This window comes from Polaromonas sp. (genome assembly GCF_029945685.1).
In the GTDB taxonomy this organism is placed as follows: Bacteria; Pseudomonadota; Gammaproteobacteria; order Burkholderiales; family Burkholderiaceae_C; genus Polaromonas.
Genome location: NZ_JAQSDA010000007.1, coordinates 26416 through 50463, shown reverse-complemented (window position 1 = coordinate 50463; position 24048 = coordinate 26416). Strand labels below are relative to the sequence as shown.

General features: G+C 62.1%; 28 protein-coding genes. 14 read left to right on the top strand and 14 right to left on the bottom strand.

Annotated elements, in window-relative coordinates; genetic code table 11:
* The first annotated feature begins 16 nt into the window (after window positions 1-16).
* A complete protein-coding gene (locus PSV26_RS04250; protein ID WP_300568620.1) occupies window positions 17-694 on the top strand; it encodes a cupin domain-containing protein in 678 nt (225 codons plus the stop codon).
* 25 nt (window positions 695-719) lie between these two features.
* On the opposite strand, the gene PSV26_RS04245 is transcribed toward PSV26_RS04250, so the two are convergent.
* Window positions 720-1784, bottom strand: coding sequence for a pirin family protein (locus PSV26_RS04245; protein ID WP_300568183.1), 1065 nt, complete (start codon window positions 1782-1784; stop codon window positions 720-722).
* Between the two features lie 311 nt (window positions 1785-2095).
* Here PSV26_RS04245 and PSV26_RS04240 point away from each other — a divergent pair, with 311 nt between their 5' ends.
* A complete protein-coding gene (locus tag PSV26_RS04240) occupies window positions 2096-2440 on the top strand; it encodes a collagen-like protein (protein WP_300568180.1) in 345 nt (114 codons plus the stop codon).
* A 171-nt stretch (window positions 2441-2611) separates the two neighbouring features.
* Here PSV26_RS04240 and PSV26_RS04235 read toward each other — a convergent pair whose 3' ends face one another.
* The 5 genes from PSV26_RS04235 to PSV26_RS04215 form a co-directional block, all read right to left on the bottom strand.
* Window positions 2612-3373, bottom strand: coding sequence for an ABC transporter permease (locus PSV26_RS04235; RefSeq protein WP_300568177.1), 762 nt, complete (start codon window positions 3371-3373; stop codon window positions 2612-2614).
* Window positions 3370-4320 carry an ABC transporter ATP-binding protein gene (locus tag PSV26_RS04230; protein ID WP_300568174.1) on the bottom strand — a complete coding sequence of 317 codons (951 nt, stop codon included), beginning with the start codon at window positions 4318-4320 and terminating at the stop codon, window positions 3370-3372. The genes PSV26_RS04235 and PSV26_RS04230 overlap by 4 nt, the downstream gene beginning before the upstream one ends.
* Window positions 4321-4472: 152 nt before the next feature.
* A complete protein-coding gene (locus tag PSV26_RS04225) occupies window positions 4473-4895 on the bottom strand; it encodes a VOC family protein (protein WP_300511902.1) in 423 nt (140 codons plus the stop codon).
* 56 nt (window positions 4896-4951) lie between these two features.
* Complete coding sequence (locus tag PSV26_RS04220; protein ID WP_300568171.1) at window positions 4952-5299, bottom strand: GFA family protein; 348 nt, start codon at window positions 5297-5299, stop codon at window positions 4952-4954.
* Between the two features lie 3 nt (window positions 5300-5302).
* Window positions 5303-5779: a VOC family protein gene (locus PSV26_RS04215; RefSeq protein ID WP_300511904.1), complete on the bottom strand. Its 477-nt coding sequence runs from the start codon at window positions 5777-5779 to the stop codon at window positions 5303-5305.
* Window positions 5780-5927: 148 nt separating this feature from the next.
* On the opposite strand from PSV26_RS04215, the gene PSV26_RS04210 reads away from it, so the two are divergent.
* Entirely contained in the window at window positions 5928-6584 is a 657-nt protein-coding gene (locus tag PSV26_RS04210; RefSeq protein ID WP_300568168.1) for a TetR/AcrR family transcriptional regulator, read from the top strand.
* A 180-nt stretch (window positions 6585-6764) separates the two neighbouring features.
* Here PSV26_RS04210 and PSV26_RS04205 read toward each other — a convergent pair whose 3' ends face one another.
* Window positions 6765-7337, bottom strand: a complete 573-nt coding sequence (locus tag PSV26_RS04205; protein WP_300568165.1) for a DUF1439 domain-containing protein — start codon at window positions 7335-7337, stop codon at window positions 6765-6767.
* Window positions 7338-7550: 213 nt separating this feature from the next.
* Between PSV26_RS04205 and PSV26_RS04200 the strand changes: the two genes are divergently transcribed.
* Window positions 7551-7853: a hypothetical protein gene (locus tag PSV26_RS04200; protein ID WP_300511909.1), complete on the top strand. Its 303-nt coding sequence runs from the start codon at window positions 7551-7553 to the stop codon at window positions 7851-7853.
* Window positions 7854-7862: 9 nt separating this feature from the next.
* On the opposite strand, the gene PSV26_RS04195 is transcribed toward PSV26_RS04200, so the two are convergent.
* Window positions 7863-8639 carry an N-acetylmuramidase domain-containing protein gene (locus PSV26_RS04195; protein ID WP_300568162.1) on the bottom strand — a complete coding sequence of 259 codons (777 nt, stop codon included), beginning with the start codon at window positions 8637-8639 and terminating at the stop codon, window positions 7863-7865.
* Between the two features lie 348 nt (window positions 8640-8987).
* Between PSV26_RS04195 and PSV26_RS04190 the strand changes: the two genes are divergently transcribed.
* From PSV26_RS04190 to PSV26_RS04180, 3 genes are all read left to right on the top strand, one after another.
* On the top strand, window positions 8988-9704 hold the full coding sequence (locus tag PSV26_RS04190) for a phenylalanine--tRNA ligase beta subunit-related protein (protein WP_300568159.1): 717 nt from the start codon (window positions 8988-8990) through the stop codon (window positions 9702-9704).
* Between the two features lie 154 nt (window positions 9705-9858).
* Entirely contained in the window at window positions 9859-10356 is a 498-nt protein-coding gene (locus PSV26_RS04185) for a hypothetical protein (RefSeq protein ID WP_300568156.1), read from the top strand.
* Between the two features lie 228 nt (window positions 10357-10584).
* Window positions 10585-10920: a DUF1330 domain-containing protein gene (locus tag PSV26_RS04180; RefSeq protein ID WP_300568153.1), complete on the top strand. Its 336-nt coding sequence runs from the start codon at window positions 10585-10587 to the stop codon at window positions 10918-10920.
* A gap of 52 nt (window positions 10921-10972) precedes the next feature.
* Here the strand turns inward: PSV26_RS04180 and PSV26_RS04175 are convergent, their stop codons facing one another.
* From PSV26_RS04175 to PSV26_RS04160, 4 genes are all read right to left on the bottom strand, one after another.
* Window positions 10973-11224, bottom strand: coding sequence for a hypothetical protein (locus PSV26_RS04175; RefSeq protein WP_096671011.1), 252 nt, complete (start codon window positions 11222-11224; stop codon window positions 10973-10975).
* Window positions 11225-11381: 157 nt separating this feature from the next.
* A complete protein-coding gene (locus PSV26_RS04170; protein ID WP_300568150.1) occupies window positions 11382-12149 on the bottom strand; it encodes a tRNA-uridine aminocarboxypropyltransferase in 768 nt (255 codons plus the stop codon).
* Between the two features lie 37 nt (window positions 12150-12186).
* Entirely contained in the window at window positions 12187-12567 is a 381-nt protein-coding gene (locus PSV26_RS04165; protein WP_300511918.1) for a VOC family protein, read from the bottom strand.
* Between the two features lie 108 nt (window positions 12568-12675).
* Window positions 12676-13284: a trans-aconitate 2-methyltransferase gene (locus PSV26_RS04160; protein WP_300568148.1), complete on the bottom strand. Its 609-nt coding sequence runs from the start codon at window positions 13282-13284 to the stop codon at window positions 12676-12678.
* Window positions 13285-13471: 187 nt separating this feature from the next.
* Between PSV26_RS04160 and PSV26_RS04155 the strand changes: the two genes are divergently transcribed.
* From PSV26_RS04155 to PSV26_RS04130, 6 genes are all read left to right on the top strand, one after another.
* Entirely contained in the window at window positions 13472-14602 is a 1131-nt protein-coding gene (locus PSV26_RS04155) for a Fic family protein (protein ID WP_300568145.1), read from the top strand.
* Window positions 14603-14740: 138 nt separating this feature from the next.
* On the top strand, window positions 14741-15055 hold the full coding sequence (locus PSV26_RS04150; RefSeq protein ID WP_300568142.1) for a hypothetical protein: 315 nt from the start codon (window positions 14741-14743) through the stop codon (window positions 15053-15055).
* A 592-nt stretch (window positions 15056-15647) separates the two neighbouring features.
* A complete protein-coding gene (locus PSV26_RS04145; protein WP_300568139.1) occupies window positions 15648-18056 on the top strand; it encodes an N-6 DNA methylase in 2409 nt (802 codons plus the stop codon).
* 20 nt (window positions 18057-18076) lie between these two features.
* A complete protein-coding gene (locus tag PSV26_RS04140; protein WP_300568136.1) occupies window positions 18077-19003 on the top strand; it encodes a hypothetical protein in 927 nt (308 codons plus the stop codon).
* Window positions 19004-19127: 124 nt separating this feature from the next.
* Window positions 19128-19748, top strand: a complete 621-nt coding sequence (locus PSV26_RS04135; protein WP_300568133.1) for a flavin reductase family protein — start codon at window positions 19128-19130, stop codon at window positions 19746-19748.
* A 167-nt stretch (window positions 19749-19915) separates the two neighbouring features.
* Window positions 19916-21058: an FAD-dependent oxidoreductase gene (locus PSV26_RS04130; RefSeq protein ID WP_300568130.1), complete on the top strand. Its 1143-nt coding sequence runs from the start codon at window positions 19916-19918 to the stop codon at window positions 21056-21058.
* 98 nt (window positions 21059-21156) lie between these two features.
* On the opposite strand, the gene PSV26_RS04125 is transcribed toward PSV26_RS04130, so the two are convergent.
* A complete protein-coding gene (locus PSV26_RS04125) occupies window positions 21157-22296 on the bottom strand; it encodes an ATP-binding protein (protein WP_300568127.1) in 1140 nt (379 codons plus the stop codon).
* Window positions 22297-22386: 90 nt separating this feature from the next.
* On the opposite strand from PSV26_RS04125, the gene PSV26_RS04120 reads away from it, so the two are divergent.
* Window positions 22387-23145, top strand: a complete 759-nt coding sequence (locus PSV26_RS04120; RefSeq protein ID WP_300568125.1) for a class II aldolase/adducin family protein — start codon at window positions 22387-22389, stop codon at window positions 23143-23145.
* A gap of 415 nt (window positions 23146-23560) precedes the next feature.
* Here the strand turns inward: PSV26_RS04120 and PSV26_RS04115 are convergent, their stop codons facing one another.
* Entirely contained in the window at window positions 23561-23887 is a 327-nt protein-coding gene (locus PSV26_RS04115; protein ID WP_300568122.1) for a hypothetical protein, read from the bottom strand.
* Window positions 23888-24048: the final 161 nt, after the last annotated feature.

Below are 24048 nucleotides of genomic sequence, written 5' to 3'. Positions count from 1 at the left end.
CTGGAACAATCCGGGCATGCAGCTCAACTCCGATTTTTCCAAACGCGTGGTGATTCAGTCGCAAGACCAGCCGTGGGTGGCCTCACCCGCAGCCGGCATTGAGCGCCGCCTGCTCCACCGTGATGGCGCTGAAGTGGCGCAGGCCACCTCCATCGTGCGTTATGCCCCCGGCGCTCAATTTGAGAGCCACCGCCATGCGCTGGGCGAAGAGATTCTGGTGCTGGAGGGTGATTTTTTTGATGCGTCAGGCAGCTATGGGCCAGGCACCTATCTCAAGAACCCGCCAGGCTCTGCCCACGCGCCTGGCTCCCGCCACGGTTGCACGCTGTTTGTGAAGCTGCGCCATCTGGAGCCAGACGATCAGGAAACGGTGGCGATCGACATACATCGCGCCTCTTGGTTCCCGGGCCTGGTGCCTGGACTCACGGTGTTGCCGCTGGCGCATTTCGGGACCCGGCACACGGCCATGGTGCGTTGGGCGCCCGGCACGCGCTTCAACCGGCACCGGCACCTCGGCGGTGAGGAAATTTATGTGGTGGACGGCGTGTTTTCCGATGAGCATGGCCGTTATCCGGCAGGGACCTGGATTCGAGGCCCCCATTTGAGTGAGCACACCCCCTTCACCAACGAAGGCTGCACCATTTTTGTAAAGACCGGTCACCTTCCGCTGTCACCCCAGGCGGGCCCTTTCTGAGGCCGCGCAGCCCAGACGCGCCGGTTCAGCGAAGCGCGCGGGCGGGGTCCTCACTTGCAGGGCGCTCTTCACGCCCGCCGGGGTGCTTGGCAAACCGTGCTGGCTCGCGACCATGCACAGGCGCGTCGTCGGCAAACGGCCAGCCGCCAAACTGCGTGCGCTGGTAGTCCGCCAGGGTCTGGGCGATTTCGGCCTGGGTGTTCATCACGAACGGGCCGTATTGCACCACCGGCTCGGCAATCGGTTTGCCCTGCAGCAGCAAAAACTCGGCCTCGTCGCTGCCGCTGTTGAGCAGTTCGACCGCCGCACCCGCGCGCAGCTCGATGGCCGCATGGCCGGTGACGGGCTGGCCGCCAATGCGAACGGCGCTGCCCTTGAAAAAGTACAGCTGGCGCCGTGTGCCCGCGCCCGCAGCGGCCGGCAAGGTCCAGCGCGCGCCAGGCGCCATGCGAATCGTCCAGATCGCCACGTCGGCGTCGGCCTGGGCCGCCCACGAGTCGGGCGGCGGAGACAGTGGCGCCAGCGCTGTGCCGGCGTCCTGCAGGCGCCCGGCAATCACGGCTACCTCGGTGCTGCAGCCCTGGTCGTCCCGGGTGGTCAGGCGCGGGATGTCCGGGGACCAGAACATGGTGAAGTGCGGCGCACTCATCTTGCTGCGCGCCGGCAGGTTCAGCCAGATCTGGAACAGCTCCAGCGGGTTGTCGTTTTGCTCATCGAGCAGCGGAAACATCTCGGCATGCACAATGCCCTTGCCTGCCGTGAGCCATTGCACATCGCCGCGGCCGAAACGCGCGGTCGCGCCCAGCGAGTCCGAATGGTCGATCAGGCCCTTGCGCACGATGGTCACTGTTTCGAAACCTCGGTGCGGATGCGGCGGAAAGCCCGGCACCTTCTCGCCGTGGTACATGCTCCAGCCATCCTTGCGGCTGAAGTCCTGACCGATCGCACGGCCGGTCAGGGAGGCCGCCGGACCCATCCCGGCATTGGCCCGGGGATAGGCGTCATCGTGGTAGGCGCAAAAGAGAAACGGGTCGATGGTTTCCCAGGGAAAGCCAAGGGGCTTGCTCTGCAGGATGGTGGGCGTGGTCATCGCAGTCCTTCAAAAGTCTGCGATGAGCTTACCGCCATTGGTTTTCACATGCCGGCGGGCTGGCTGAACACACCCGCCTGTCCATGGGCTTTCACCGGCCTCAGGCCGCCGGGTGCCCGCGTCACCTGACATTTCGGGACACCCCCTCGTGGGTTCGTCCTACAGGGACAGCCCGGAATGACAGGTAGATTTGGTTTTCGTCCTGTTGCATCTACCCAGAAATTATTTTAGGCAGTACAAGGCCGAGGCAGGGAAAACTGCCTGCGCACAATTTCGCGCGCATTTTCCGCTCAAATTCCGAAAGACTTCCCATGAAATATTCCATTCTGCTCGCCGCCCTGATCGCTACCCTGGGTTTGACCGCTTGCGACCGCACGGTTGTCACGCCTACTCCTGCTGTTGTGACCGTTCCTGGTCCTGCTGGCGCCACGGGCGCCACAGGTTCTACCGGCTCCACCGGTTCTACCGGCTCGACGGGTTCCACCGGTTCGACGGGTTCTACCGGCTACACCGGTGCAACTGGCGCAACTGGCTCCACCGGCCCTAGCGGCGGTGCAACTGGCGCCACCGGTGCAACCGGCGCCACTGGCGCGACCGGTTCCACCGGCGCCACGGGCGCTACCGGCGACACCGTGATTGTTGTCCCGCAAAAGTAAGCTTTCATCGCGCTGCCAGCCCTTACGGGGCTGGCACGGCATGAAAAGAAAAGGCCCCAGCCACCGCGGTGACTGGGGCCTTTTTTCGTGGCTGGTCGGGTAGGGGGATGCGCCCGAGACAAGCCTTCATCCGGCCGTCAGCGGGCCCTGGCAGGCCCCTGGCGGCCCCTGTCAGGTCTTCAGTTTCCACCCGGTGCGAAAGATCCACCACACCGCGCCCAGGCACAGCGCCAGGAAGCCCAGGATGGCGGCGACACTGATGCCCACATTGACGTCGGCCACGCCGTAAAAGCTCCAGCGAAATCCGCTGATCAGGTAGACGACCGGGTTGAACAAGGCGATTTTCTGCCAGAGCGGCGGCAGCATGTTGATGGAATAAAATGCGCCGCCCAGAAACGTCAGCGGCGTCACCACCATCAAGGGCACGACCTGCAGCTTCTGGAAGTTGTCGGCCCACAGCCCGATGATGAAGCCGAACAGGCTGAAGGTCACCGCGGTCAGCAGCAGAAAGCAGAGCATCCAGAACGGATGCGCAATGCTGTAGGGCACGAACAGCCGCGCCGTCGCCAGAATCAGCAGTCCCAGCAAGACGGACTTGCTCGCCGCCGCCCCCACGTAGCCCATCACCACTTCCATGGACGACACCGGCGCCGACAGCAACTCGTAAATCGTCCCCGACCATTTGGGCATGTAGATGCCGAAGGCGGAGTTGGAGATGCTTTCGTTGAGCAACGACAGCATGATCAGGCCGGGAATGATGAAGGCTCCGTAGCTGATGCCGTCGATGTCGCCCATGCGCGAGCCGATGGCCGCACCGAACACCACGAAATACAGCGAGGTGGAAATCACCGGCGAGACAATCGACTGCGTCAACGTGCGGAAGGTGCGCGCCATTTCAAACCGGTAAATGGCCCCGATGGCGTACCAGTTCATGCGGCCTCCTTCAGGGGCGCCGGCTTGTCGGCATGGACCAGGCTCACAAAGATGTCCTCCAGCGAACTCTCGCTCGAATGCAGGTCCTTGAAATCAATGCCCAGCCCGGCCAGCTGCTTGAGCAGCTCCCCGATGCCGGTTTCTTCCCGCTGGGTGTCGAAGGTGTAGACCAGCGTGTGGCCGCTGTCCGTCAGCTCCAGCGCAAGCCCGGCAAGCGCCTGGGGCACGGCAGCCAGCGGCGCGCGCAACTGCAGCGTGAGCTGCTTCTTGCCGAGCTTGCGCATCAGCACGTGCTTGTCTTCCACCACAATTAGCTGGCCCTTGCTGATCACGCCAATGCGGTCGGCCATCTCTTCGGCTTCCTCGATGTAATGCGTGGTCAAAATGATGGTGACGCCGCTTTCCTGCAGCTTGCGCACCATCTGCCACATGCCCTGGCGCAGCTCCACATCGACACCGGCGGTCGGCTCGTCGAGAAACAGGATCTGCGGCTCATGCGACAGCGCCTTGGCGATCAGCACGCGGCGTTTCATGCCGCCCGACAGCGTCATGATCTTGCTGTCTTTCTTGTCCCACAGCGACAGGTCGCGCAGCACCCTCTCGATGTAGGCCGGGTTGGCCGGCTTGCCGAACAGGCCGCGGCTGAAGCTCACGGTGGACCAGACGGTCTCAAAAGCATCGGTCGAGAGCTCCTGCGGCACCAGGCCGATCTTGGCGCGCGCAGCGCGGTAGTCGTGCACGATGTCGTGCCCGTCAGCCAGCACGCGGCCCGAGCTGGGGCGCACGATGCCGCAAACGATGTTGATCAGTGTGGTCTTGCCCGCGCCGTTGGGCCCCAGCAGGGCAAAAATTTCGCCGCGCCGGATGGTCAGGTCAATCGACTTCAGGGCTTCGAAGCCCGAGGCGTAGACCTTGCTGAGTTTTTCAATGGAAATGATGTCTGGCAAATCGGGGTTCCGGTTGATGCCGGCGCGATGAAGCCGCGCCGGCCAGCGCCACTTTAACTGGATCGCGTGAATGCTGCAGCCGACGGTGCCGGGCCAGCATCCCCGCAGCGGCGCCGGGGTCCTGTTCGGTACCTGACAGGACGCTGCTCGTTTCAGGGCATGGGCAGCGGGTTGATGACCATCCAGCCCACGCCGAAGCGGTCGGTCAGCATGCCGAAAGACGAGGCGTAAAAGGTCTTGCCCAGCGGCATCTGCACCTGCCCGCCGTCGCTCAGCGCCTTGAACAGGCGCGCTGCTTCCGCGTCGGTGGGCGCGGTGAGGGTCAGCGAAAAACCCTTGAACGCCGGCTTGCCGCTGAAAACCATGCCGTCCGAGGCCATCACCTGCGTGTCGCCGATGCGCAGGTTGGCGTGCATGATCTTCTCGTCGAAATCCGGCCCGCACATGCCCGGCTGGGGCTCGGGGTTCTCCTTGTAGCGCATCATGGCCGTCACTTCGGCGCCCAGCGCGCTTGTGTAGAACGCCAGGGCCTCTTCGCAGCGGCCGTCAAAAAACAGGTAGGGTTGGACAAGCATGGTGATCTCCTTGTATGGGGCGGGCGGTGACGGCTGGTGGCCGCGGGTGACAGCCATCACTTCGACCGGCCGTCGAAGTGCTGCAGCGGCACCAAGGCCAGGTCGATGTTTTCCAGGCAGCGGATATTGACGGCTGCGATCTTGTTGCCCTGCGGGTCCACACCTTCGCCGAAAGGGTGCATGCCGCATGTCGGGCAGAAGTGGTGCCTGATCACGTGTTTGTTGAAGGTGTAGGTGCTCATGGCGCCCTCCGGCGTGAGCAGCCGCAGCCTGTCGCGCGGCACAAACCACAGCAGCGAAGCCTTGCGCGAGCAGATCGAGCAGTTGCAGGCCAGCGCCCCGGTGAGTTCGCCTTCCACCTCGAAGGCGATGTTGCCGCAATGGCAGCTTCCCTTGTAGTTCATGGCTCAGGCGGCCTCGTAAGCCTGCTGCAGCCTGGGGCCGTCCAGCTTGACCATCTGCATCATGACTTTCATGACACGCTCGACCTTGACCGGGTCCTTGTCGGCCAGCACCTTGCTCATCACGCTGGGCACAATCTGCCAGGACACGCCGAATTTGTCCGTCAGCCAGCCGCAGGCCTGTACGCTGCCGCCCTCGGACAACTTGTCCCAGAGCTCATCGACCTCTTCCTGGGTCGGGCAGTCGACAAACAGCGAGATACCCGGCGCGAAGCCGAAGTCCATGCCCGCGTTGAGGACGAAGAAAGTCTGGCCGGCGATCTCGAAGCTGCCGGTCATGAAGCTGCCCTTGGGCCCCGGCCCGCTATCGCCGTAGCGGCGCTGGATCGGCCCCGCTTTGGCGTTCCTGAATACCGAGGTGTAGAACTTCAGTGCTTCTTCGGCCTGATCCTTGAAGGTCAGGAAGGTGGTGATTTTCTGCATGTCTCTCTTCTCCTGGTAAGTGCCCCAAGGGCGTGTTGTCATTTTTTGGCCTGTCTTGTGCCAGCTCAAGAACAAGGCTATTGTGTACACCGTCCACAAGAGAATAACAAAGACAATGAACACTGTCCACATAAAAACGTAACAAACCATGACCCACCCCTGCGAACCCCCGGCCGCGCCTGCTGCCCGCAGCACCTACCGACACGGCGACCTGAGCCGCGCGCTGCTGGAGGCCGGGATCGAGCTGGCGCGCACGGGCGGCCCCGACGCCGTGGTGTTGCGTGAGGCCACGCGCCGCGCCGGTGTGGCGCCCAACGCCGCCTACCGGCACTTCGCCAGTCGCGACGCCCTGCTGCGGGCCGTACGCGCCGCCGCCCTGTCGGCCGTGGCCGTCGCGATGGAAGCCGAACTCGCCACCCTGCCACCGGACCTGCCGCCGGCCGAGCATGCACGCGCCAGCGTACGTGCCGTCGGCACCGGCTACCTGCGTTTTGCGGTGCTGGAGACCGGCCTGTTTCGCACCGCCTTTGCGCGTTCCGATGAGCCCATGCAGAGCCGGCCCGACTCCCCGACGGCCGGCCCGGGCGGCCTGAACCCCTTCGAGCTGCTGGGCGCCGCGCTCGACAAGCTGGTGGCTGCCGGCGTGATGCCGCCCGAGCGCCGGCCCGGCGCCGAATACCTGGCCTGGTCGGCGGTGCACGGGCTGGCCATGCTGGTGGTGGACGGCCCGCTGGGCCCGGTGATCGGCCCGCAAATAGAGCTGGTCGGCCAGCGCCTGCTCGACATGGTTGAAAAAGGGCTCTGACCGGGGCGACTCGTTCAGGCGCGGGAAGAAGTTCCGGCCACAAGCACAGGGCCCGGTCTCCCTGCAGAGCCGAATTCGGGCATCAAATCAGGCGCCAGCCCAATCAGCACCTGCGCAAGCAGCTATCAAAAATGGAGCAACCGGGGGGCGGGCTCGAGCCGTGTCAGGCAGCGGCCCGCTTCACAGCATCTTCTTGGGCACCAGGGCAATCGTCAGCCCTTTGGCCGTGACGGTGATGCTGCCCGGCTCCAGCCCCAGGCCGTCGGTCAGCATCAGGTCCTGCGGCTTGAGCCTGTGCAGCACCACTTCCTTGAACGCCTGGCTGGCCAGCGTGGGGGCGTAGGCCTGCAGCAGCGCCGCCGGGCCGGGCGCCATGTCGTCCAGGCGCAGGGCGTTGAGCCGTATCTGGTGCGCGCGCAGCGTCTGGTCGCTGGCCTCGTAACGCAGGGCAAAGTCCACGTCGAAGCTGCCGGTCGAGGGGCGTGCCAGCGCCGGGCCGGCCGCGTCCACCATCATCTCGGTGCCCAGGCGGTTCTGTTCTGGCAGCAGGCGCACGCGTGGCGCCTGCACATTCAGGTTCAGCAGGCTGCCCATCTCATAACGCCGCGGGAAACGCTGCGCCACAGCTTGCTGCAGCTGCTCGGCCGTCACCTTGTAGCCCGTCCCGCCGGGTGCCGCCGGCGCGGCGGCGCGCGCCGCCGCGGCCAGGGCCATCCAGCCGGGCAGGGTCAACAACAACAGTCTGCGTTTCATCGGTTCTTCATGAAAAAGCGCATGCAGGCATGCAATCGGTCATTGTGCCCCGCGCCCATGCGGCGCCAGCGCATACCCGCCCCGCTGATGCGGTTGTCCGGTACATCCCGTTACCTGCGGACACGGGCCGCCTGCAAGCCCACACATGCACGACACCTGCGGCGCGTTCAATGCATCAACCCGGCCGCTTGTGGACGGGTGTCAGGACACCTCATGAAAACGACTCTTCTGGTTTTGACCGTAGCCGGCCTGTCCGGCTGCGCCGTCTATCCGGTGCCGGCCTACCCAAGCTATGGCGGCGGCCCGCCCCTGGTGGTGGAGCAGCCGGTGTACATCGAAGGCGTGTACCAGCGCCGCGGCTACAGCCGGCCCCCGCCCGTGGTGGTGGTGCCGGTGGCGCCGCGTCCCTTTCCGCATGGCCCGCACCACGACCGTGGCCGTGGCGACCGGGATCGCGACGGTGACGGCGCGCGCGATCGTTCAGACCGCTGGCCCGACGATCCGCGGCGCAGGTAAAAGCCGGTTCTACCAGCCGAGGTTGGTGGACAGGCGGGCCATGGTGGCGTCGTCGGGCACGCCGGACGCCGGCAGCCCGGCACGCTGCTGGTATTTGACCAGCGCCTTTTGCGTGGCCTGCCCATACCAGCCATCCACAAAGCGCGCGCCGCCATAACCCAGCAGCATCAGCGCCAGCTGCACGGTGCGCACCGTCAGGTCGGGCAAGGGCCCGAGCTGGTAACGCTTGTGGGCCAGCGCCAGCTTCTCGTCGTACTTGTTTTTCTGGAAATCCTGCCCGTTGTAGTGGAAGGCAAACTGCACCCAGTCGGCGTTGCGCAGGTGCGGCGCAAGATGGCCCTGCTCGATGAACCCCGCCATGGCGTCCAGCTGCGCATCTTCTGACGCCTCGCAGGCGCTCACCAGTGCAGCCACATCGGCAAAACCCACCCTGGCGGCATTGAACCCCATCACCTGGCCCAGGCCCCAGGACGTGCTTTCCAGCGCCGCCTCCCGGTCCAGTGCCATGGCCCGGGTGAGCCGCTCATACTGGAACGCGCCGCCGTCCCCGTAACCCCCCGCGCTGCGGTTGCTGATGTCGGGCGCCTGTCCATCGAAACGACCCTTCGTGAGCCGGCTGAAGCAATGCCGTTCAAACAGGATTTTGGGCCGCCGGTCCGGCAGGAAGCCGCAGCCACTGGTTTCAACCGTCAGCACCGCCCACAGTGCGGGGGCGTCCACCCCCAGCCTGCCGAGCACCGTGTCGATTCCCTGTTGCGACAGTGGAGACGCCTTGCCTGTAAACATGAGTGGTTGCCCTTCTGCAGCCAGCGCTGCAGGAACGGTGCGGTCCTGAAAAAGCGGGCGTGCGTTTTGTGAGTTGTTGTGCCCCCGGTTGTAGCGGCCCGGCGGCGATTTGGCATCCCCCAAATGGAGGATGAAAACGGGCGTGCTGCCGTCATGGAGCCCGCCGGTTCATGACGGTTTTCTCCGGCCCCGCCCACGGCTCCACTGCGCAGGGTCTGCGGGGTTGAAGCGTCCAACCGGCCGCCAGCCCAAACCACACGGACGAAAGCAGCTATAACAACAGGAGTGCCCGCGCGCCGCGGCGAGAGCAGCCCGGCGGGCCGTGATTGACAGAAAACAGGGAGGACCATGTTCTTCAGCCATTCCAGCGAGATCTGGACCCAGTGCCCCGAGCTCGTACCGGGTGCCATGTTTGTGCGGGGCATCAGCGCCAGAGCGGCCGTCGGCCCGCAGGTGGCGCGTTTCAGCAGCATGGCCGCGGCCCGGCTGGCCAGTCACGGCGAAGGCGAGCTGCCGGAGATCAAGGCATGGCGCCAGATGTTTTCAAAGATGGGGCTCAAACCCACCAAGTACCGTTGCGCGGCCGAGGCGCTGCTGCGCCGCCTGCGCAAGGAGGGCGCGCTGCCGCGGCTGCACCCGCTGGTGGACCTGTGCAATGCGGTCTCGGCGGCCTTTGCCATTCCGGTGGCGGTGTTCGACCTGGACAAGGTGGTGGGCGACCTGCAGGTGCGCCACGCCAACGGCCTCGAGCACTACCAGACCTTCTCCGGCGAGCTCGAACACCCCGAGCCACACGAGATTATTTTTGTCGACGAGGCCGACAACGCCCACGCGCGCCGCTGGACCAACCGGCAAAGCAGCCTGTCGGCCGTCAGCGCCGACACCAGCACGGTGCTGATCGTTGCCGAAGCCCTGCACGAGTCGGCCCATGAAGACATGCGCACGCTGATGGCTGCACTCATGCACGAAGTGCCCGCGGCCTGGCCCGCCGCCACCGCCAAGGCCCGCCTGCTGACCCGGTCCGCACCGCGCTTCGAGCTGCAGCCGCTGAAGACTGCGCGCTGACCGCCGCGCGCGGGCATTGCCATGTAAAGCGCACGTCCCGACTTGAAACAACTTGTGTGTTGCGTCGTCGGTCTGGCCGCGCCGCACGTTGTACACGGGATCGTCATGACTTCATCTGGTCACGGGTCACAACCAGCTCACTCAAAGGACTCCCATGAACAAATTACTCGCCGCCCTGCTCGCTACCCTCGTGACCGGCGCTGCATTTGCGCAAGCGGCCGCGCCCGCTACCCCGGCCGTGCCCGCAACACCTGCGGTGGTCAAGGCAGAAGCCAAGGCCGACAAGTCGGTGGCAGCTGCTGTGAAAAGCGAAGCCAAGGTCGACGCCAAGGCCGACACCAAGGTTCAGAAGGCAGAAGTCAACGCCGCTGAAAAGAAAACCAAGGCCGTGACCAAGTCCGCCAAGGCCAAAGCCAAGGCAAATGCCAAAGCCGCCAAGGCCGACGCAGAAGACAAAGCCAAGGCCACCGCCAAAGCTGAAAAAGCCAGCGTGAACGCCGACGCCAAAGCCGACAAAACCATCATCAAGGCCGACACCAAGGTGGAAACCGTCAAGGCCAACGCTGCTGCCGACAAAGCCACCGCCAAGGTCGAAACCAATGCCGTCAAGGCAGAAGCCAAGTCCGACGTGAAAGCCGCCGGCAGCAAGTAAATTGGCAAGGCAGCGGCTGCCCGGCAGCTGCGCCCGCCAACACAAAAAAGACAGGCCTTGGCCTGTCTTTTTTTATGGGCGGTCCCGGTCCGTGGGCTGAACTGCACCTCCAGCTTTTTACGCGCCAGCCGGGGCACGGCAGCAAGCCTGCTCCGGTTTTACCCCACAGGTCATTGCCGCCGCAGACCGATCAGGAGAGCATGGACCCAACAGAAAAAAGGGAACCCCATGCCAGCCTATGCCTTCGCGGTCCTGCGCGATGTTCAGATCAATGACGAGATTGCGCAGTACATCAGCCGCATTGACGCCACGCTGGCGCCGTTTGGCGGCGTGTTCAAAATCCATGGCGGCAAGACCGAAGTGGTCGAGGGCCCCTGGGCCGGCGACCTGATCGCCATTGCCTTCCCCGATATGGCCAGCGCCAGGCAGTGGTATCAGTCAGAGGCCTACCAGGCCATTTTGCCGCTGCGGACCCGCAATTCCCGCGGCATCGCGTTTCTGGTCGAAGGGGTGGATGAGGGCTACACCGGCCGGCAGATGTTGGCCAAGCTGGCTCCGTGTTGAAGCCTCAGGCGCGCAGCATGGTGTGCGTCGGCCGGCAACAGGCCTGGGTGGCCTAGCGCCCCACCACCGACCAGCCCGCCTTCAGGTTGGCCTTGTCGTTTTCGTATTCCCAGGCGGTGCCGCAGCGGTCGCAGCGGTACTTGGTGACGGTGACCAGCGCGCCGCCGCGCCTTTCCTGGCGGTTGGCGCCCTGCACCAGCTCCGGGTGGCCCGGGGCCTTGCGCCAGTTGCGCTGGATGCCGGCGCACGAGTCGCACAGCTCCATCTTCTTCAGTTCGGTCTTGCGGTTCAGGTCGTCGGTCATGGTGGGGCTTTGGAGGTGGGGGTGACGCCCGGCCAGGCCGGGCGTGATGGGCTCCATTGTCGCGCCTTGGCCCTTGGCCCCCAACCTTCAAGCCAAATCGGCCTCTGGCCCTTGTGGTGCGGGCGCGAGCAGCTATCAAAAAAAGAGCGTCAAATTTCTAGCGGTTTGCCAAAGCCAGCAACCGCTGGTGCGCCGCATCTTCCAGGTCCACCGGCAACTGCTGCTTGGCGCGCAGGTAGTGGTGGGTGAACACGTCCAGGTAAGCCTCCAGCGTCTGCGCCGCGTGGGTTTCACCGGCCAGCTCCAGGCACAGCGCCCCCACCTCCGAGGTGCAGAAGTGCGCGTCGCGCTGCGAGCGGCGCAGGCGGTAGCGCGACAGCTGCTCGCTCTGCAGGCTCAGCACCGGCAGCTTGTCGAGGTAAGGGCTTTTGCGAAACATCTTGCGCGCCTCGGGCCAGGTGGCGTCGAGCAGCACAAACAGCGGGCGTTTGCCCGCGGCGTGCCCCGCGCCAGCGCCGTGTTGCAGCCCGGTCACCACCCGCTCTGGCGCCACAAACTCGCCCGGAAACACCAGGTAGGGCTGCCACTGCGGATCGGCCAGCAGGGCCAGCAGCGCCGGGTCCACCTCGGTGCGGGCCCAGCCAAAGGCAAAGGTGCCGGCCACCACATCGGCAATCAGCCAGCCGGTGTTGCTGGGCTTGAGCGGCTCGATGTCGGCCATGATCAGACACATGCCCGCCCGCACCGGCAGCACCGGGCGCAAGGCGCACAGGCAGTGGCTGGGCACCAGGCGGCAACCGGCGCAGCGCTCCCCGCGCGGGCCGCCGCGCGCCAGAAAAGGCTTGGCGCTGCGCGCCAGGCGCGCGCTGCGCAGCAGGCTGACCGCATGAGGAAGGGCGTGGGGGGCCTGGGGCACGGGTTTCATGCAGCGCCAAGCTGGCCCGCACGCCGGGGGTGATGAATCAGGCAGCGGGCCGGTGCAGCGCGCAGAGCTTGTTGCCGTCCGGGTCGCGCAGGTAGGCCAGGTAGAGCTTGCCCGTTGGCCCTTCACGAAAGCCCGGTGGGTCTTCACAGGTGGTGCCGCCGTTGGCCACACCGGCCGCATGGAAAGCGGCACCCTGCTCTGGCGAATCCACCTTGAAGCCGATGGTGCTGCCGTTGCCATGGCAGGCCGGCTCGCCATCGATGGGCGTGGTGATCGCGAAGCTGCCCGTCGGGCTGCGGTAGAAATAGCGGTTCTTGTTGGCGACGCCGGGGCCCAAGCCCAGTGTGCCCAGCACCGCGTCATAAAACTTCTTTGAGGCTTCCAGGTCGCTGACACCGACCATGACATGACTGAACATTGATGTTGTCTCCGTGGGACGCCCGGGGATCGGGCGAATGCAAGGGGGCATGTTACTTGAGCGCGCTGGCCGCGCCAGCCGGGTTGGTGCGCGGTGAGCGGCACACGCTCAGTACTTGCCCGCGCACTCCAGTTCAAACAGCGGCACATCAAGCCGGCGGCTCAGCCAAACGCCGCCGCCAATTTCGGTCAGGCCCTCGCGCAGGCCGCGCCGGTACAGCTCCGCCGAGTGGCGAAACAGGCGCGGGTCGGCCAGTTCATCGTCAATGGTGTCGCGCTCGTAGTCTTCACGCGTGGCGGCCTCCACATACAGCGCGCCCCGGCACAGGCGGCCCAGGTTGTGCAGGGCACGCTTCAGATCCGCCGGGTTCAGGTAGGTCAGCACGGCCTGGCAGATCACCAGGTCGAAGGGCTCTGTCGATGTGTAGTCCACCACCGACCCGCGCTCCCAGCCATAACGTTCGCACAGGTAAGCGCTGTACTCCACGCCCTGGTAACTCGCATCAGGAAAGTGCGTGGCCACAATCTCGCGCCACACGCCAATGCCGCAACCCATGTCCAGCACCCGCTTCACCGGCACGCGCAGGTACTTCAGGTAGCTGCATACAAAGGTGCCCAGCCGCGCGACATGCGCCGGGTCCACCACGCCGGTTTTTTCGTCAAAGTAATAGCGCTGGTAGTACGCTTCGTCGAACCATTGGTCACTTGCAGATTTCACGCTCTTTGCTACTTTTCTTTCGTCCTCAGGCCGTCGGCAGGCTGCGCGACGGCCACAGCGCACGAGGCGTGCGGCAGCGTGTCACGGGGAATGGGGCAAGGCCCCGGGTCAGTGCGCATGGTACGTGAGTCGATTTGCGGCCTCATTCGCCGCAAAAAATGCGGTGAATATGATGCATAATCACCGCATGCGCGCGCATCGACCCCCCCGAAATCCCCGCTACATCTGGCAGTCGTCCGATTGGCCGCACTTCAGCTACGACGCTTCGGCGCTGGCCGCGCCCCTGGCACAGGTGCACCGGGCGCAAGGCCAGCTCATGGGTCGCATGGCCGAGTTGGGCATGACGCAACGCGAACAAGCCACCTTGCAGGTGCTGACCCAGGAAGTCATCAAGACCAGCGAGATTGAAGGCGAGCGGCTTGACCTGGACGCAGTGCGTTCGTCCATTGCCCGCAGGCTGGGGCTGGACATTGGCGCCTTGGCGCCCAGCGACAGGCACGTGGATGGTGTGGTCGATGTGGTGCTGGACGCCACCCGCAACTTTGACAAGCCCTTGACGCAAGAGCGCCTGTTCGGCTGGCACGCCGCGCTGTTTCCCACGGGCTACAGCGGGCGGGTGCGCATCACCGTGGCCGGCTGGCGCTCGGATGCCAGTGGTCCCATGGAGGTGGTGTCTGGCCCTGTGGGCCGGGAGAAAGTGCACTTCACCGCACCGCCTGCCGATACCTTGCCCGCGCAAACGGATGCATTCCTGCAATGGTTCAATGCCGCCCCGGTAGGCGATGCGCTGATCAAGGCCGGACTGGCACACCTGCGGCTGGTGACCCTGCACCCCTTTGACGACGGCAACGGGCGCATCAGCCGCGCCGTGGGCGACATGGCGCTTGCCCGCGCCGAGGGCACCGGCCAACGCTTTTTCAGCTTCAGCGCCCAGATCCAGCGCGAACGCAAAGACTATTACGCGCAACTGGAGACCACGCAAAAAGGCCAGCTGGACGTGACGCCTTGGCTCAGCTGGTTCCTGGGCTGCCTGCTACGCGCCGTGCAAGGCGCGGACACCACGCTGGCCGGCGTGCTGGACAAAGCCCAGTTCTGGCAACGCTGCGCCGGCACCCCCATGAATACACGCCAAACCCAGGTGCTGAACCGCGTGCTCGACGGCTTTGAAGGCAAGCTCACCAACGCCAGATGGGCAGCGCTGGGCAAGTGTTCCGCGGACACCGCGCTGCGCGACATCAATGACCTGCTGGCACGGGGGGTGCTGCGCAGGCTGGAGGGTGGGGGGCGCAGTACGGGGTATGCGTTGTGTGTCAAATAGGCTGCTAGCGAGCATGGAATAAGCGCTAACAGCTATAAAAAGCAGAGCAAATCAAGTCTTTGTAGGCGGCGCCAACATACTGTGCAAAAATACAGTATTCATCACGCAGCACACTTGCTGCCGCTCCAAGGGGTCGCCATGAAAGTTTCGCCTGCCAGCTTTGACGGTCAGTCCATCCGCCGCGTGTTTGACGAAGCCTCCGAGACCTGGTGGTTCTCGGTTATTGATGTGGTGCAGGTGTTGACTGAGAGCAAAAGCGCCAAGCGCTACTGGTCAGACCTCAAACGCAAGCTGGCGCAGGAGGCGGGCTCCGGGCAACCGTACGAGGAAATCGTACAGTTGAAACTGACCGCGACAGACGGCAAGCAGCGCGAAACCGATTGCATTAAAGCCGCCAGGCTACTGCGCCATCGTCCAGTTGATCCCAGCCCCAAAGTCGAGTTGACCCTTTGATCCACTCCGATCCAGATTGAGTGCGGAATTGCATCAACGAACGTAATGCAATCGAAATGCCTAACACTTAGGAGCGTGGTGGACGCCGCTCAATCGTTCGGATAACAGCTGTAACACAGGCATCAATGAAGAAACTCCACGTTCGTCCAATTGCTGAAGTAGGCTGAGAGCCTCAGCATGCTTTGTGCTGGTCAGTTCCATCATGCCTAGAGATGCTTGTCCTGTGAGAAGCCATTCAAAGTTCAATGGCGTGCCCACATTTCGCGCGTATGACCAAAGCTCAACCAAACGCCCAACATCCGGAAGTGATTCACCGCGTTTAATTCTGTACACCATCGATTGATCGCATCCCAACAAGTCGGCCAGACCTTTGGGCGTAAGACGTAGCTGATTAAACGCAAAATCCGTCAGTCGTTCACAGACTTGATGTGTGAAGTTTTTTTCCCGAGGAGCACGCATATTAGGAATAATACTCCTTGTGGTTGCTCATTTTCAGGAATAAAATACAAATAACTAGCAAGTGCTGGTAGTTGGCACTATCGATTGCGAAAAAGGCTTTATCCCTTAAAGCCAGATGTGTCTAGGGATCAAAATGGAAAAGTTGGACATCGCAAAAGATTGGTCTCAAAAGCTGGGATTGGCATTGTCTGGATTGTTCGGAACGCCAGACCGGCATTTTGGCCTTGGCGAACATTACGCATTGCTAGATGGCGTGGGTGCAAGCTTTAGCTTGTCGGTTGCGCAAAGTAGCACCAATGACCCCAGGAATCCAGCGAGCTGGGCCTGGTCTGCAAACTTGAGAAAACATGTTTGGGTCGACACCCAAAGCCAGAAAGTAACGGTTACATCCGTTGCACGGCCTGAATCGCCAGAGCCTTATTCCATTTCTGACGTTAACTCAAACCTAGACCGATTTCTTGAATACTTGTCTGGTGATCGGCAATCGCCAAAAGCGACGGTTGTAGATTCTCTCCTGAGGCGGTTAGATTACTTTCGCGAGTCTGCTCGGAGCTTAGGACAAGTCGAACAGCCAGACCTGTTGGCAACCCGTACGCTACTGCTATTCATGGCCCAGTTGACCGAGCCAGGAGATACCTCAATTGAGGAGCTGGCCGAAATCTATCATCTGCCGCTGGAATGCGTCGAGCAGATGAGTCGGATTCTAGAAAAAGCGCTTCCGTACGGTTTCGATATCTCGCCCCCTGAAAATTTCCAGCTTCACTGCGGCATCGCAATACGGCATGCGGGCGGAGCAATTTTCCAGCGCGCTACAGCGCAACTAACTTTTTCGCCACAATACCAGCTCTTTACCGGACGCCAAACGGCTCAATTCGGTGCTCCGGACTCACTCCAGCACGGTGGTTATTTCACCCCCCCCGGCTTAGCTAGATCCCTTGCGGAGGCTGCAATCCAAGGAAAAACAGGCGGAAATTTACTACGTATTTGCGACCCTTCATGCGGATCTGGAGTATTTCTTGCCGAGGTCGTGCGAGCTTTGGCTCGCGCAAATTATGCTGGGCGCATTGAGCTAGTTGGACGGGATATTTCACCCTATGCGGTACAGATTGCTCGCTTTGTTGCACTGAGTGCTGCCCGCGATTTAGACGTTTCTCGAATAAGTCTCGATATCAACTTAGGGAACACTCTTTTAGAGCCACCACTTGGGGACTTTGACATCATTTTGATGAACCCGCCTTTCCGCTCTTGGGAACAAAGTAGTGGCGATGGACGTGCGTCGGTTAAACAGCATCTGGACGGAGTCTTTGCTGGTAAACCGGATCTCAGTTTGGCTTTTGCGAATCTTGCCTATGGTTTATTGAAGCCAGGCGGAGTTTTGGCGACCATCCTTCCAATTGGAGTCTTGACTTCTGATTATTCCCGCAAATGGAGAGAGAAAATAAGCCAAGAAGCTGAGGTCAGCTTGATTGGCTCCCTTGGAGATCACTATATTTTCGACTATGCAATGGTCAACATTGCTGCATTAGTGGTGCGACGGTCTGCGCCTTCTTCGACGCTTAGTCGAAGGACATTAATGCTGTGGGCCAACGAAGATCCGCGGGCTTCCTCGGCGGCATTACGTAGCTTGCGACGCGGAAATTATCAACAACCCGATAGTGACGGGCTTCGAAGTTGGCGCACATATCAGATTCGTCAAGGAGAACTAACGCGACGAACCAGTTGGGCGCCTTCCGATGCAGGAAGTGAGGGTGTCATTGAAGCACTTCGATTACGTAATTTTCCTCGTCTCGCCGACCTTTTTAAAGTGCAGCAAGGTATTCGGACTGGAGCACGAGCGGCTTTTGTATTGACTAATGAACAAGTCGCGAAATTGCCCAAAGAAGAACATGTTGGCTTTCGACCGATTGCGGAAAAAGACGGGATATTTCAATTCAAAATAGTAGCTTCAACTCAAGTGTTTTTTGCCGACAGTCTCCAAAGGCCCATTCTTTCCGAACTAGATTTCCGCAACCGCTATCCTGCCTATTTTGAAGAATTCATTGAGCCTAATTTGGATATTCTGAGAAAAAGGCCGAGAAACCCAGAAATTTGGGAGCTTTCATGGGATCGTGCATGGCTACGCAAGTTTGACCCAAGAATTGTCAGCCGTATGTTCTTGGGACAAAAGCAATTGGGCTTTGCAGTCGACGAAACCGGTCGGCATGCTGTCGTCCAAGGTTATGGCTGGAATCCAGTTTGGCGTCGATTAGCACCAAATGCCTCGCTAGAAACAAAGCTAATCATCCTGCATGCATATGCGTTTCTTTTCGCATCCGATTTTTTTCTGAACTTAGTCAAAACGGTTTCAGTCAACATCGCGGGAGGCCAATATGATCTGGCGCCGAAATATATTGACGAGCTCCCCATTCCTGATTGGAACACCATAAACAATTTGGCAACTGGATTTGATCGCATAGAGACGGTCCGCGAACTCGCAAATATTTTTGTCTCAAATCCTTTGGAATTGGAGAAATTTGCTCACGCCGCTTTTGGAGTGCGTTAATTGCTGAAAAGGTAATTGACATGCTACTGATCCTGAATGATTTGGAGCTGAGTCAAAGGGCCGCTGCATTCTCCCGAGTGCTTGCTACCGCTCCGGAAAGTGGCTACCAAATTGACCGTCAAAGAGTCAGTCCAGATGTTGTCGCAATCAGGATGCTTGAATCAGAAGTGGATGGGCTAATAAAGGCGACGTCTCAACGTGGTCCTGAGTGGGCGGGTCGCATCATGCGTGGCACTGCATTCACGCTCTATTTATCGTTCGAGGAAGAGTGGCGTAAGGTTCCACCAGATAAGAACGACTGGCGGCGAAAAATAGTTACCCTTCAAACAGCCGCGTCTAGTTCCATTCAAACAAGCAGGACGGCAGCCAACAAATTATTGGATATATGGTTGTTTGGCGGTCTTCGAATGCGTTTTTACGTGCAAGCTGAAGACGCCCTAGAAGATCGAGGCCTTCATCAATGGCTTCGATGTGAATGGGAGCCCTATGAATATGAGCCAGAAGCAGCAGACATTTACTACGCTGATGCGACAGTGGAGGAAAAGTTAAAACTATCCTTGGTCTTTAATGGCTCTGGTATTGCGCATCCTCATTTTCATTTTGACTCCATACCACTAACTAAAGCTGCAAAGCAGCGCCTTAGAAGTACATTGCCGCCGCAAACTGGATTTATGGCCGGTTCCCTCGATTCATCGCCGAATCAATTTCTGAACGAATTTGCAACGGGCATGGTTTCTAACACAGACTCGATATTGCAACACCTTCATTTGCCCACAATCGCACGTTGGCAGCACGTAGATGCCTTCTCGTTGAAAGGATATTTCGCTAACGCAACGACGCCACTTCCGCACCAACACTACCCTACTTCCGTTGCCGAGCTTGATCGATGGTTTGGTTGGTGCCTTCATTACTTTGTTGATCAGTTCCGGCAGTACGTCGCTGAGTAATAGGCCGGAAATGCTTGAGATCTTCTCAAGCAACAACGTCGGGGAGAAAGGAGGTAGGCTGTTGAACCGGGCAGGTTCCAGCGTCCTCGGTTATCGTTGTCCAACAGTTACTTCGGGATCTTCCTTGCCAGACACCACCCACTTCTACGAACCCCGCCACGGCCACGGCCTGCCGCATGACCCGTTCAACGCCATCGTCGGGCCGCGGCCGATTGGCTGGATCTCTTCACACAACGCGGCCGGTGCGCTGAACCTGGCGCCCTACAGCTTTTTCAACGCCTTCAACTACGTGCCGCCCATCGTGGGTTTTGCCAGCATTGGCTACAAGGACACGGTGCGCAACATCGAGGCCACCGGCGAGTTTGTGTGGAACCTCACCACGCGCGCGCTGGCCGAGCAGATGAACCAGACCTGCGCCGCGGTACCGCCCGAGGTCAATGAGTTCGAGTTGGCCGGCCTCACGCCCGCGCCTTCGCGCGTGGTGGCGGTGCCGCGTGTGCTCGAGAGCCCGGTCTCGTTCGAATGCCGGCGCACGCAGGTGCTGCAGCTCGAAGGCGTGGACGGCAGCAAGGTCGACACCTGGCTGGTGCTGGGCGAGGTGGTGGCGGTGCACATTGCCAAGGCCTTGTTGAAAGACGGCGTGTACGACACCGCCAACGCCGGCCATGTGCTGCGCGGCGGTGGGCCGGGCGACTACTTCACCATCGGGCCGGAGCAGCTGTTTCGCATGTACCGGCCGCGATAGCCCGTCAGTTAGCCAGTTAGCCAGTTAGTTAGCCCGCCTGCCGATCGACCCAGCTGCATGCCCGATGATGCATCAAATTGGCCTCCAGCCCTTGTCGGTCGTGCGCCAGCAGCTATCAAAATCAGAGCGTCCCTCAACCATTCGGCCCAAGATGAAAGCCCGTCACCATGACTGAACCCAGCGACTTCATCCTCATCGGCGGCGGTATCGCTGCGGCGTCGGTCGCTTACTGGCTGGCACCGCAGGGGCGGGTGACCTTGCTGGAGCGCGAGTCGCAGCCGGGTTACCACTCGACCGGGCGATCGGCGGCGCTGTTCATGGAAAGTTATGGCACGGCCCAGGTGCGGGCGCTGACCATGGCCAGCCGCGCGTTTTTTGCCAACCCGCCGGAAGGCTTCAGTGACCACCCGCTGATCTCGCCGCGCGGCGCGATGATGGTTGCCACGCAGGGCGAAGAGGCGCTGCTGGCGGCGCAGTGGGAGGTGTTCCGCAGCGTCACGCCGCATGCGCGCCTGCTCGATAGCGCCCAGGCCTGTGCGCTGGTGCCGGTGCTGCGCCCCGACAAGGTGCTGGGCGCAGTGCTGGAGCCGGACGCCGCCGACATGGACGTGGACGCGATCCACCAGGGTTTTCTGCGCGGCCTGCGCCGCGCGGGTGGGCAAGTCATTTGCAACGCCGAGGTCACGGCGCTGGCGCGCGAGGGCGGCCGGTGGCGGGTAGCGGCAGGCGGCAAGAGCTACGAAGCGCCTGTGGTCATCAATGCAGCCGGCGCCTGGGCCGATGTGGTGGCGGCGCTGGCCGGCGTCGCACCCATCGGGCTGGAGCCGCGGCGCCGCTCGGCCTTCATCTTTGCGCCGCCCGAAGGCATCAACAGCGCGGCCTGGCCGCTGGCGGCGAGCATCGGCGAGAGCTGGTACTTCAAGCCCGACGCCGGCATGTTGCTGGGCTCGCCGGCCAACGCCGACCCCGTGACGCCGCAAGACGTCCAGCCCGAGGAGCTGGACATCGCGATGGCGATTCACCAGATCGAGGAGATGACCACGCTCACCATACGCCGCCCGACACGCACCTGGGCCGGGCTGCGCTCGTTTGTGGCAGACGGCGACCTGGTGGGCGGCTTTGATCCGGATGCGCCGGGTTTCTTCTGGCTGGCGGCGCAAGGCGGTTACGGCATCCAGACCTCGGCGGCCATGGGCGAGGCCTGCGCCGCACTGGCACGCGGCCTGCCGCTGCCGGAACGCATCGCCGGCTTTGGCCTGACCGAAGCGATGTTGTCGCCGGCTCGGCTGCGCGTTGTCCCCGCGAATTGAGCATAAAACCGGCCGCCAGCCCTTGTCCAGAAAGCGCAGAAAGCTATCAAATCAGGAGCACTTGCGCCGAAGCTGAAGCACCGGGCTGCTTGTGCCGGTCAGGCGCGCGGCGTGCCCAGCGTGAAGTAAAACACCGCGCCTTTGCCAGGCGCCGATTCGGCAGAAACCATGCCGCCATGGCGGGTGACGATGCGCCGCACCGTGGCCAGCCCGACGCCGGTGCCGGGAAACTCGTGTTCTGCATGGAAGCGCTGAAAGGTGCCGAACAGCGTGCCGGCGCCGGCCATGTCAAAACCGGCGCCGTTGTCGCGCACAAAAAACCGCGGCTCGCCCGAGGGCCCCGGCTCGCAGCCGAAATGAACGGTGGCGCCCGGGGTTTTGGACGAATACTTCAGGGCGTTGCCCAGCAGGTTTTGCAACACCGAGCGCAGCAGGGCCGGGTCGCCCTCGGCGCTCAGGTCGGCTGCGATGTGCACTTCTACCTCCAAGGCCGGAGAAGCGCTGCGCAGCGCTTCCACCACCTCGCGCGCCATCTGGGACAGATCGCAGGGCACCACGCTGAGCTCACTCGCGGTGGAGCGGGCAAGTTCCATCAAGGCCTCGATGAGCTGCTCCATGCGCTGGGCGTTGACCTCGATCCGGTTCATGAAGTGTTCGGCGCGGCTGTCTGCCGGCAGATCGACGGATTTTCTCAAGGCGGCGCAAAAGCCCTTGATGGAAGTCAGCGGTGCGCGCAGGTCATGCGATGCGGACGATGAAAAGGAGCGCAGGCTCTCGTTGGCCAGCTGCAGCTCTTCGCCGCGCCGGGCCAGCGACAGGTTCAGGGCCGCGATGGCACGGGCGTCGTTTTCGCGTTCGGTGACGTCATGCTGGATACCGACGTAGTGTGTCAGCACGCCGGCGTCGCCCAGCACCGGCGAGACGGTCAATTCGTTCAGGAACTCGCTGCCGTCCTTGCGGAAGTTGCGCAGCAGCACCGTGGCGTCCGCGCCTTGCGCCAGGGCGGCCCGAAGGGTCTTGAGGCCCGGTTGCTCGGTCTGGTTGCCTTGAAGCAGGCGGCAGTCCTTGCCGATGACGTCTTCGGGCCCGTAACCCGTGAGGCGATAGAACGCGGGATTGGCATAGATCAGGGGAATCTGTCCCTTGTCCACGCGTCCGATGGTGATGCCGTTCTGGCTCGATGCGATAGCCCGGTGCAGCAGCAAGCGCCCAGTCTGCTCGCTTTCATGGTCGCGCATGTTCATTCCTTGGTCAGGGCTTGACTCTACAGCAGGCCGCGCCTCCCCGGTTTAAAGTCAGGGCTTGTTGGTATCGCGGAGACAAACACCATGAACATCGCCTCGCTCAAAGAAGTTGTCAGCGCCGAAGAATGGCAACTGCGTTGCGACCTGGCCGCCTGTTACCGCCTGGTGGCGCTGTACGGCTGGAGCGACCTGGTGTTCACCCACATCAGCGCGCGGGTGCCGGGGCCGGAGCATCACTTTCTGATCAACCCCTACGGCCTGATGTTTGACGAGATCACGGCCTCGTCGCTGGTCAAGGTGGACGCGCACTGCAACAAGGTGATTGACTCGCCCTACCCGGTGAACCCGGCCGGCTTTGTGATTCACAGCGCGGTGCACGAGGCGCGGCACGACATGTTGTGTGTGCTGCACACGCACACCCGCGCGGGCGTGGCCGTCAGTGCGCAGAAGTGCGGCATCCTGCCGATCTCGCAGCAGTCGGCCTTTGTGCTGGCCTCGCTCGGCTACCACGACTACGAAGGCGTGGCCTTTCGCGACGACGAGAAGCCGCGCCTGCAGCAAGACCTGGGGCAGGCCCGCCACCTGGTGCTGCGCAACCATGGCCTGCTGACGGTGGGCGAAACGATTGCCGACGCCTTCATGAACATGTACCGCTTTGAAAGCACCTGCCAGATCCAGCTCAGCGCGCAGGCCGGCGGCGAGCTGATTCATTTTGAAGAAGATATCTACACCGGCAGCGACCGCGCCGCCACCTATGTGCGCGGCGGGGGCATGGGCGGCGCGTTTGTGTGGCCGGCGCTGCTGCGCAAGCTGGACCGCATCGACACCAGCTACAAGGACTGAGCCGCGGCCCTTTTTCATGCCCCTCGCCCTCTGGGAGAGGGTTGGGGAGAGGGCCAGCAACTCACCACCTGCGACAGCTCTGTGCGCAGACCGCCGGCCCTCACCCCCGCCCTCTCCCGGGGGGAGAGGGAGTCAAACCAGCTCAGACGACCTGAGTGCTTACGTCTATGCGTTGAATCGACCGACAGCCCTTGTGCAGCAAGCGGGAGTAGCTATCAATACAGGAGCGTCGCGGGCTCTTTTTTCCAAACCCATGCGGGGAAGGGCATCGCTTTCACCCGCCCTTTGCCGGCGCTGGCATGACCGAAGCTGTGCCGTCGCCAACCTGGCTGCGGCGCAGACCAAGCGGCGGCGTGGCTGATGGGGCATGGATGTCGCGTGAAGGCGTTAACCGCCGGAGCGACGCACGCACAGCTCAAAACGACAGCGTTGCAGCCCGTTCGTTGTCGATGAAGACCATGCAACGAGTCGAAGCGAAGACGTTGGTGGTGCAGGACGCTGTCACCGTCTTGTTTTGATAGCTCGACCGGAATTCACCTTCGCCGGACAAGAGCGATAGACGCTCGTCGATCACCTTGCTTTCATTGATGAAAATCTTCACGTTTGTGATGTCGAAAAGCTCCCCGCGAATTTGCCATGGCGCTGCTGTGGAGCCCGCTGAACGGTAGTTTTGTGAGGGGGCGACCGTGGTGCAACCGACCAAAGAAGTTATAAGAACGAGAAGAGGGAAGAGTTTTGACATGGTGGCGTTGATGTGGGAGAGACGCTCACTTTAAGCGAAGTCCTCGCCCCCCTTGAGCCAATAGCTGTGGCTGCCATCAGCAATCCAGATGCCATGCCTCGTTGTGAGGTCAAGTTCATGGCGCCGAGGCCATCAATGCAATTGTGGTCATGGTTTGAAGC

Excerpts from the sequence above, each read along its gene's own strand:
- PSV26_RS04170 (WP_300568150.1), bottom strand. The coding sequence starts at position 12,149 with ATGAAACCCGTGCCCCAGGCCCCCCACGCCCTTCCTCATGCGGTCAGC.
- PSV26_RS04190 (WP_300568159.1), top strand. The coding sequence starts at position 8,988 with ATGTTCTTCAGCCATTCCAGCGAGATCTGGACCCAGTGCCCCGAGCTC.
- PSV26_RS04130 (WP_300568130.1), top strand. The coding sequence starts at position 19,916 with ATGACTGAACCCAGCGACTTCATCCTCATCGGCGGCGGTATCGCTGCG.
- PSV26_RS04140 (WP_300568136.1), top strand. The coding sequence starts at position 18,077 with ATGCTACTGATCCTGAATGATTTGGAGCTGAGTCAAAGGGCCGCTGCA.
- PSV26_RS04200 (WP_300511909.1), top strand. The coding sequence starts at position 7,551 with ATGAAAACGACTCTTCTGGTTTTGACCGTAGCCGGCCTGTCCGGCTGC.
- PSV26_RS04150 (WP_300568142.1), top strand. The coding sequence starts at position 14,741 with ATGAAAGTTTCGCCTGCCAGCTTTGACGGTCAGTCCATCCGCCGCGTG.
- PSV26_RS04120 (WP_300568125.1), top strand. The coding sequence starts at position 22,387 with ATGAACATCGCCTCGCTCAAAGAAGTTGTCAGCGCCGAAGAATGGCAA.
- PSV26_RS04245 (WP_300568183.1), bottom strand. The coding sequence starts at position 1,784 with ATGACCACGCCCACCATCCTGCAGAGCAAGCCCCTTGGCTTTCCCTGG.
- PSV26_RS04240 (WP_300568180.1), top strand. The coding sequence starts at position 2,096 with ATGAAATATTCCATTCTGCTCGCCGCCCTGATCGCTACCCTGGGTTTG.
- PSV26_RS04205 (WP_300568165.1), bottom strand. The coding sequence starts at position 7,337 with ATGAAACGCAGACTGTTGTTGTTGACCCTGCCCGGCTGGATGGCCCTG.
- PSV26_RS04145 (WP_300568139.1), top strand. The coding sequence starts at position 15,648 with ATGGAAAAGTTGGACATCGCAAAAGATTGGTCTCAAAAGCTGGGATTG.
- PSV26_RS04235 (WP_300568177.1), bottom strand. The coding sequence starts at position 3,373 with ATGAACTGGTACGCCATCGGGGCCATTTACCGGTTTGAAATGGCGCGC.
- PSV26_RS04175 (WP_096671011.1), bottom strand. The coding sequence starts at position 11,224 with ATGACCGACGACCTGAACCGCAAGACCGAACTGAAGAAGATGGAGCTG.
- PSV26_RS04115 (WP_300568122.1), bottom strand. The coding sequence starts at position 23,887 with ATGTCAAAACTCTTCCCTCTTCTCGTTCTTATAACTTCTTTGGTCGGT.
- PSV26_RS04225 (WP_300511902.1), bottom strand. The coding sequence starts at position 4,895 with ATGCTTGTCCAACCCTACCTGTTTTTTGACGGCCGCTGCGAAGAGGCC.
- PSV26_RS04185 (WP_300568156.1), top strand. The coding sequence starts at position 9,859 with ATGAACAAATTACTCGCCGCCCTGCTCGCTACCCTCGTGACCGGCGCT.
- PSV26_RS04215 (WP_300511904.1), bottom strand. The coding sequence starts at position 5,779 with ATGCAGAAAATCACCACCTTCCTGACCTTCAAGGATCAGGCCGAAGAA.
- PSV26_RS04125 (WP_300568127.1), bottom strand. The coding sequence starts at position 22,296 with ATGCGCGACCATGAAAGCGAGCAGACTGGGCGCTTGCTGCTGCACCGG.
- PSV26_RS04210 (WP_300568168.1), top strand. The coding sequence starts at position 5,928 with ATGACCCACCCCTGCGAACCCCCGGCCGCGCCTGCTGCCCGCAGCACC.
- PSV26_RS04155 (WP_300568145.1), top strand. The coding sequence starts at position 13,472 with ATGCGCGCGCATCGACCCCCCCGAAATCCCCGCTACATCTGGCAGTCG.
- PSV26_RS04165 (WP_300511918.1), bottom strand. The coding sequence starts at position 12,567 with ATGTTCAGTCATGTCATGGTCGGTGTCAGCGACCTGGAAGCCTCAAAG.
- PSV26_RS04220 (WP_300568171.1), bottom strand. The coding sequence starts at position 5,299 with ATGAACTACAAGGGAAGCTGCCATTGCGGCAACATCGCCTTCGAGGTG.
- PSV26_RS04195 (WP_300568162.1), bottom strand. The coding sequence starts at position 8,639 with ATGTTTACAGGCAAGGCGTCTCCACTGTCGCAACAGGGAATCGACACG.
- PSV26_RS04180 (WP_300568153.1), top strand. The coding sequence starts at position 10,585 with ATGCCAGCCTATGCCTTCGCGGTCCTGCGCGATGTTCAGATCAATGAC.
- PSV26_RS04250 (WP_300568620.1), top strand. The coding sequence starts at position 17 with ATGCAGCTCAACTCCGATTTTTCCAAACGCGTGGTGATTCAGTCGCAA.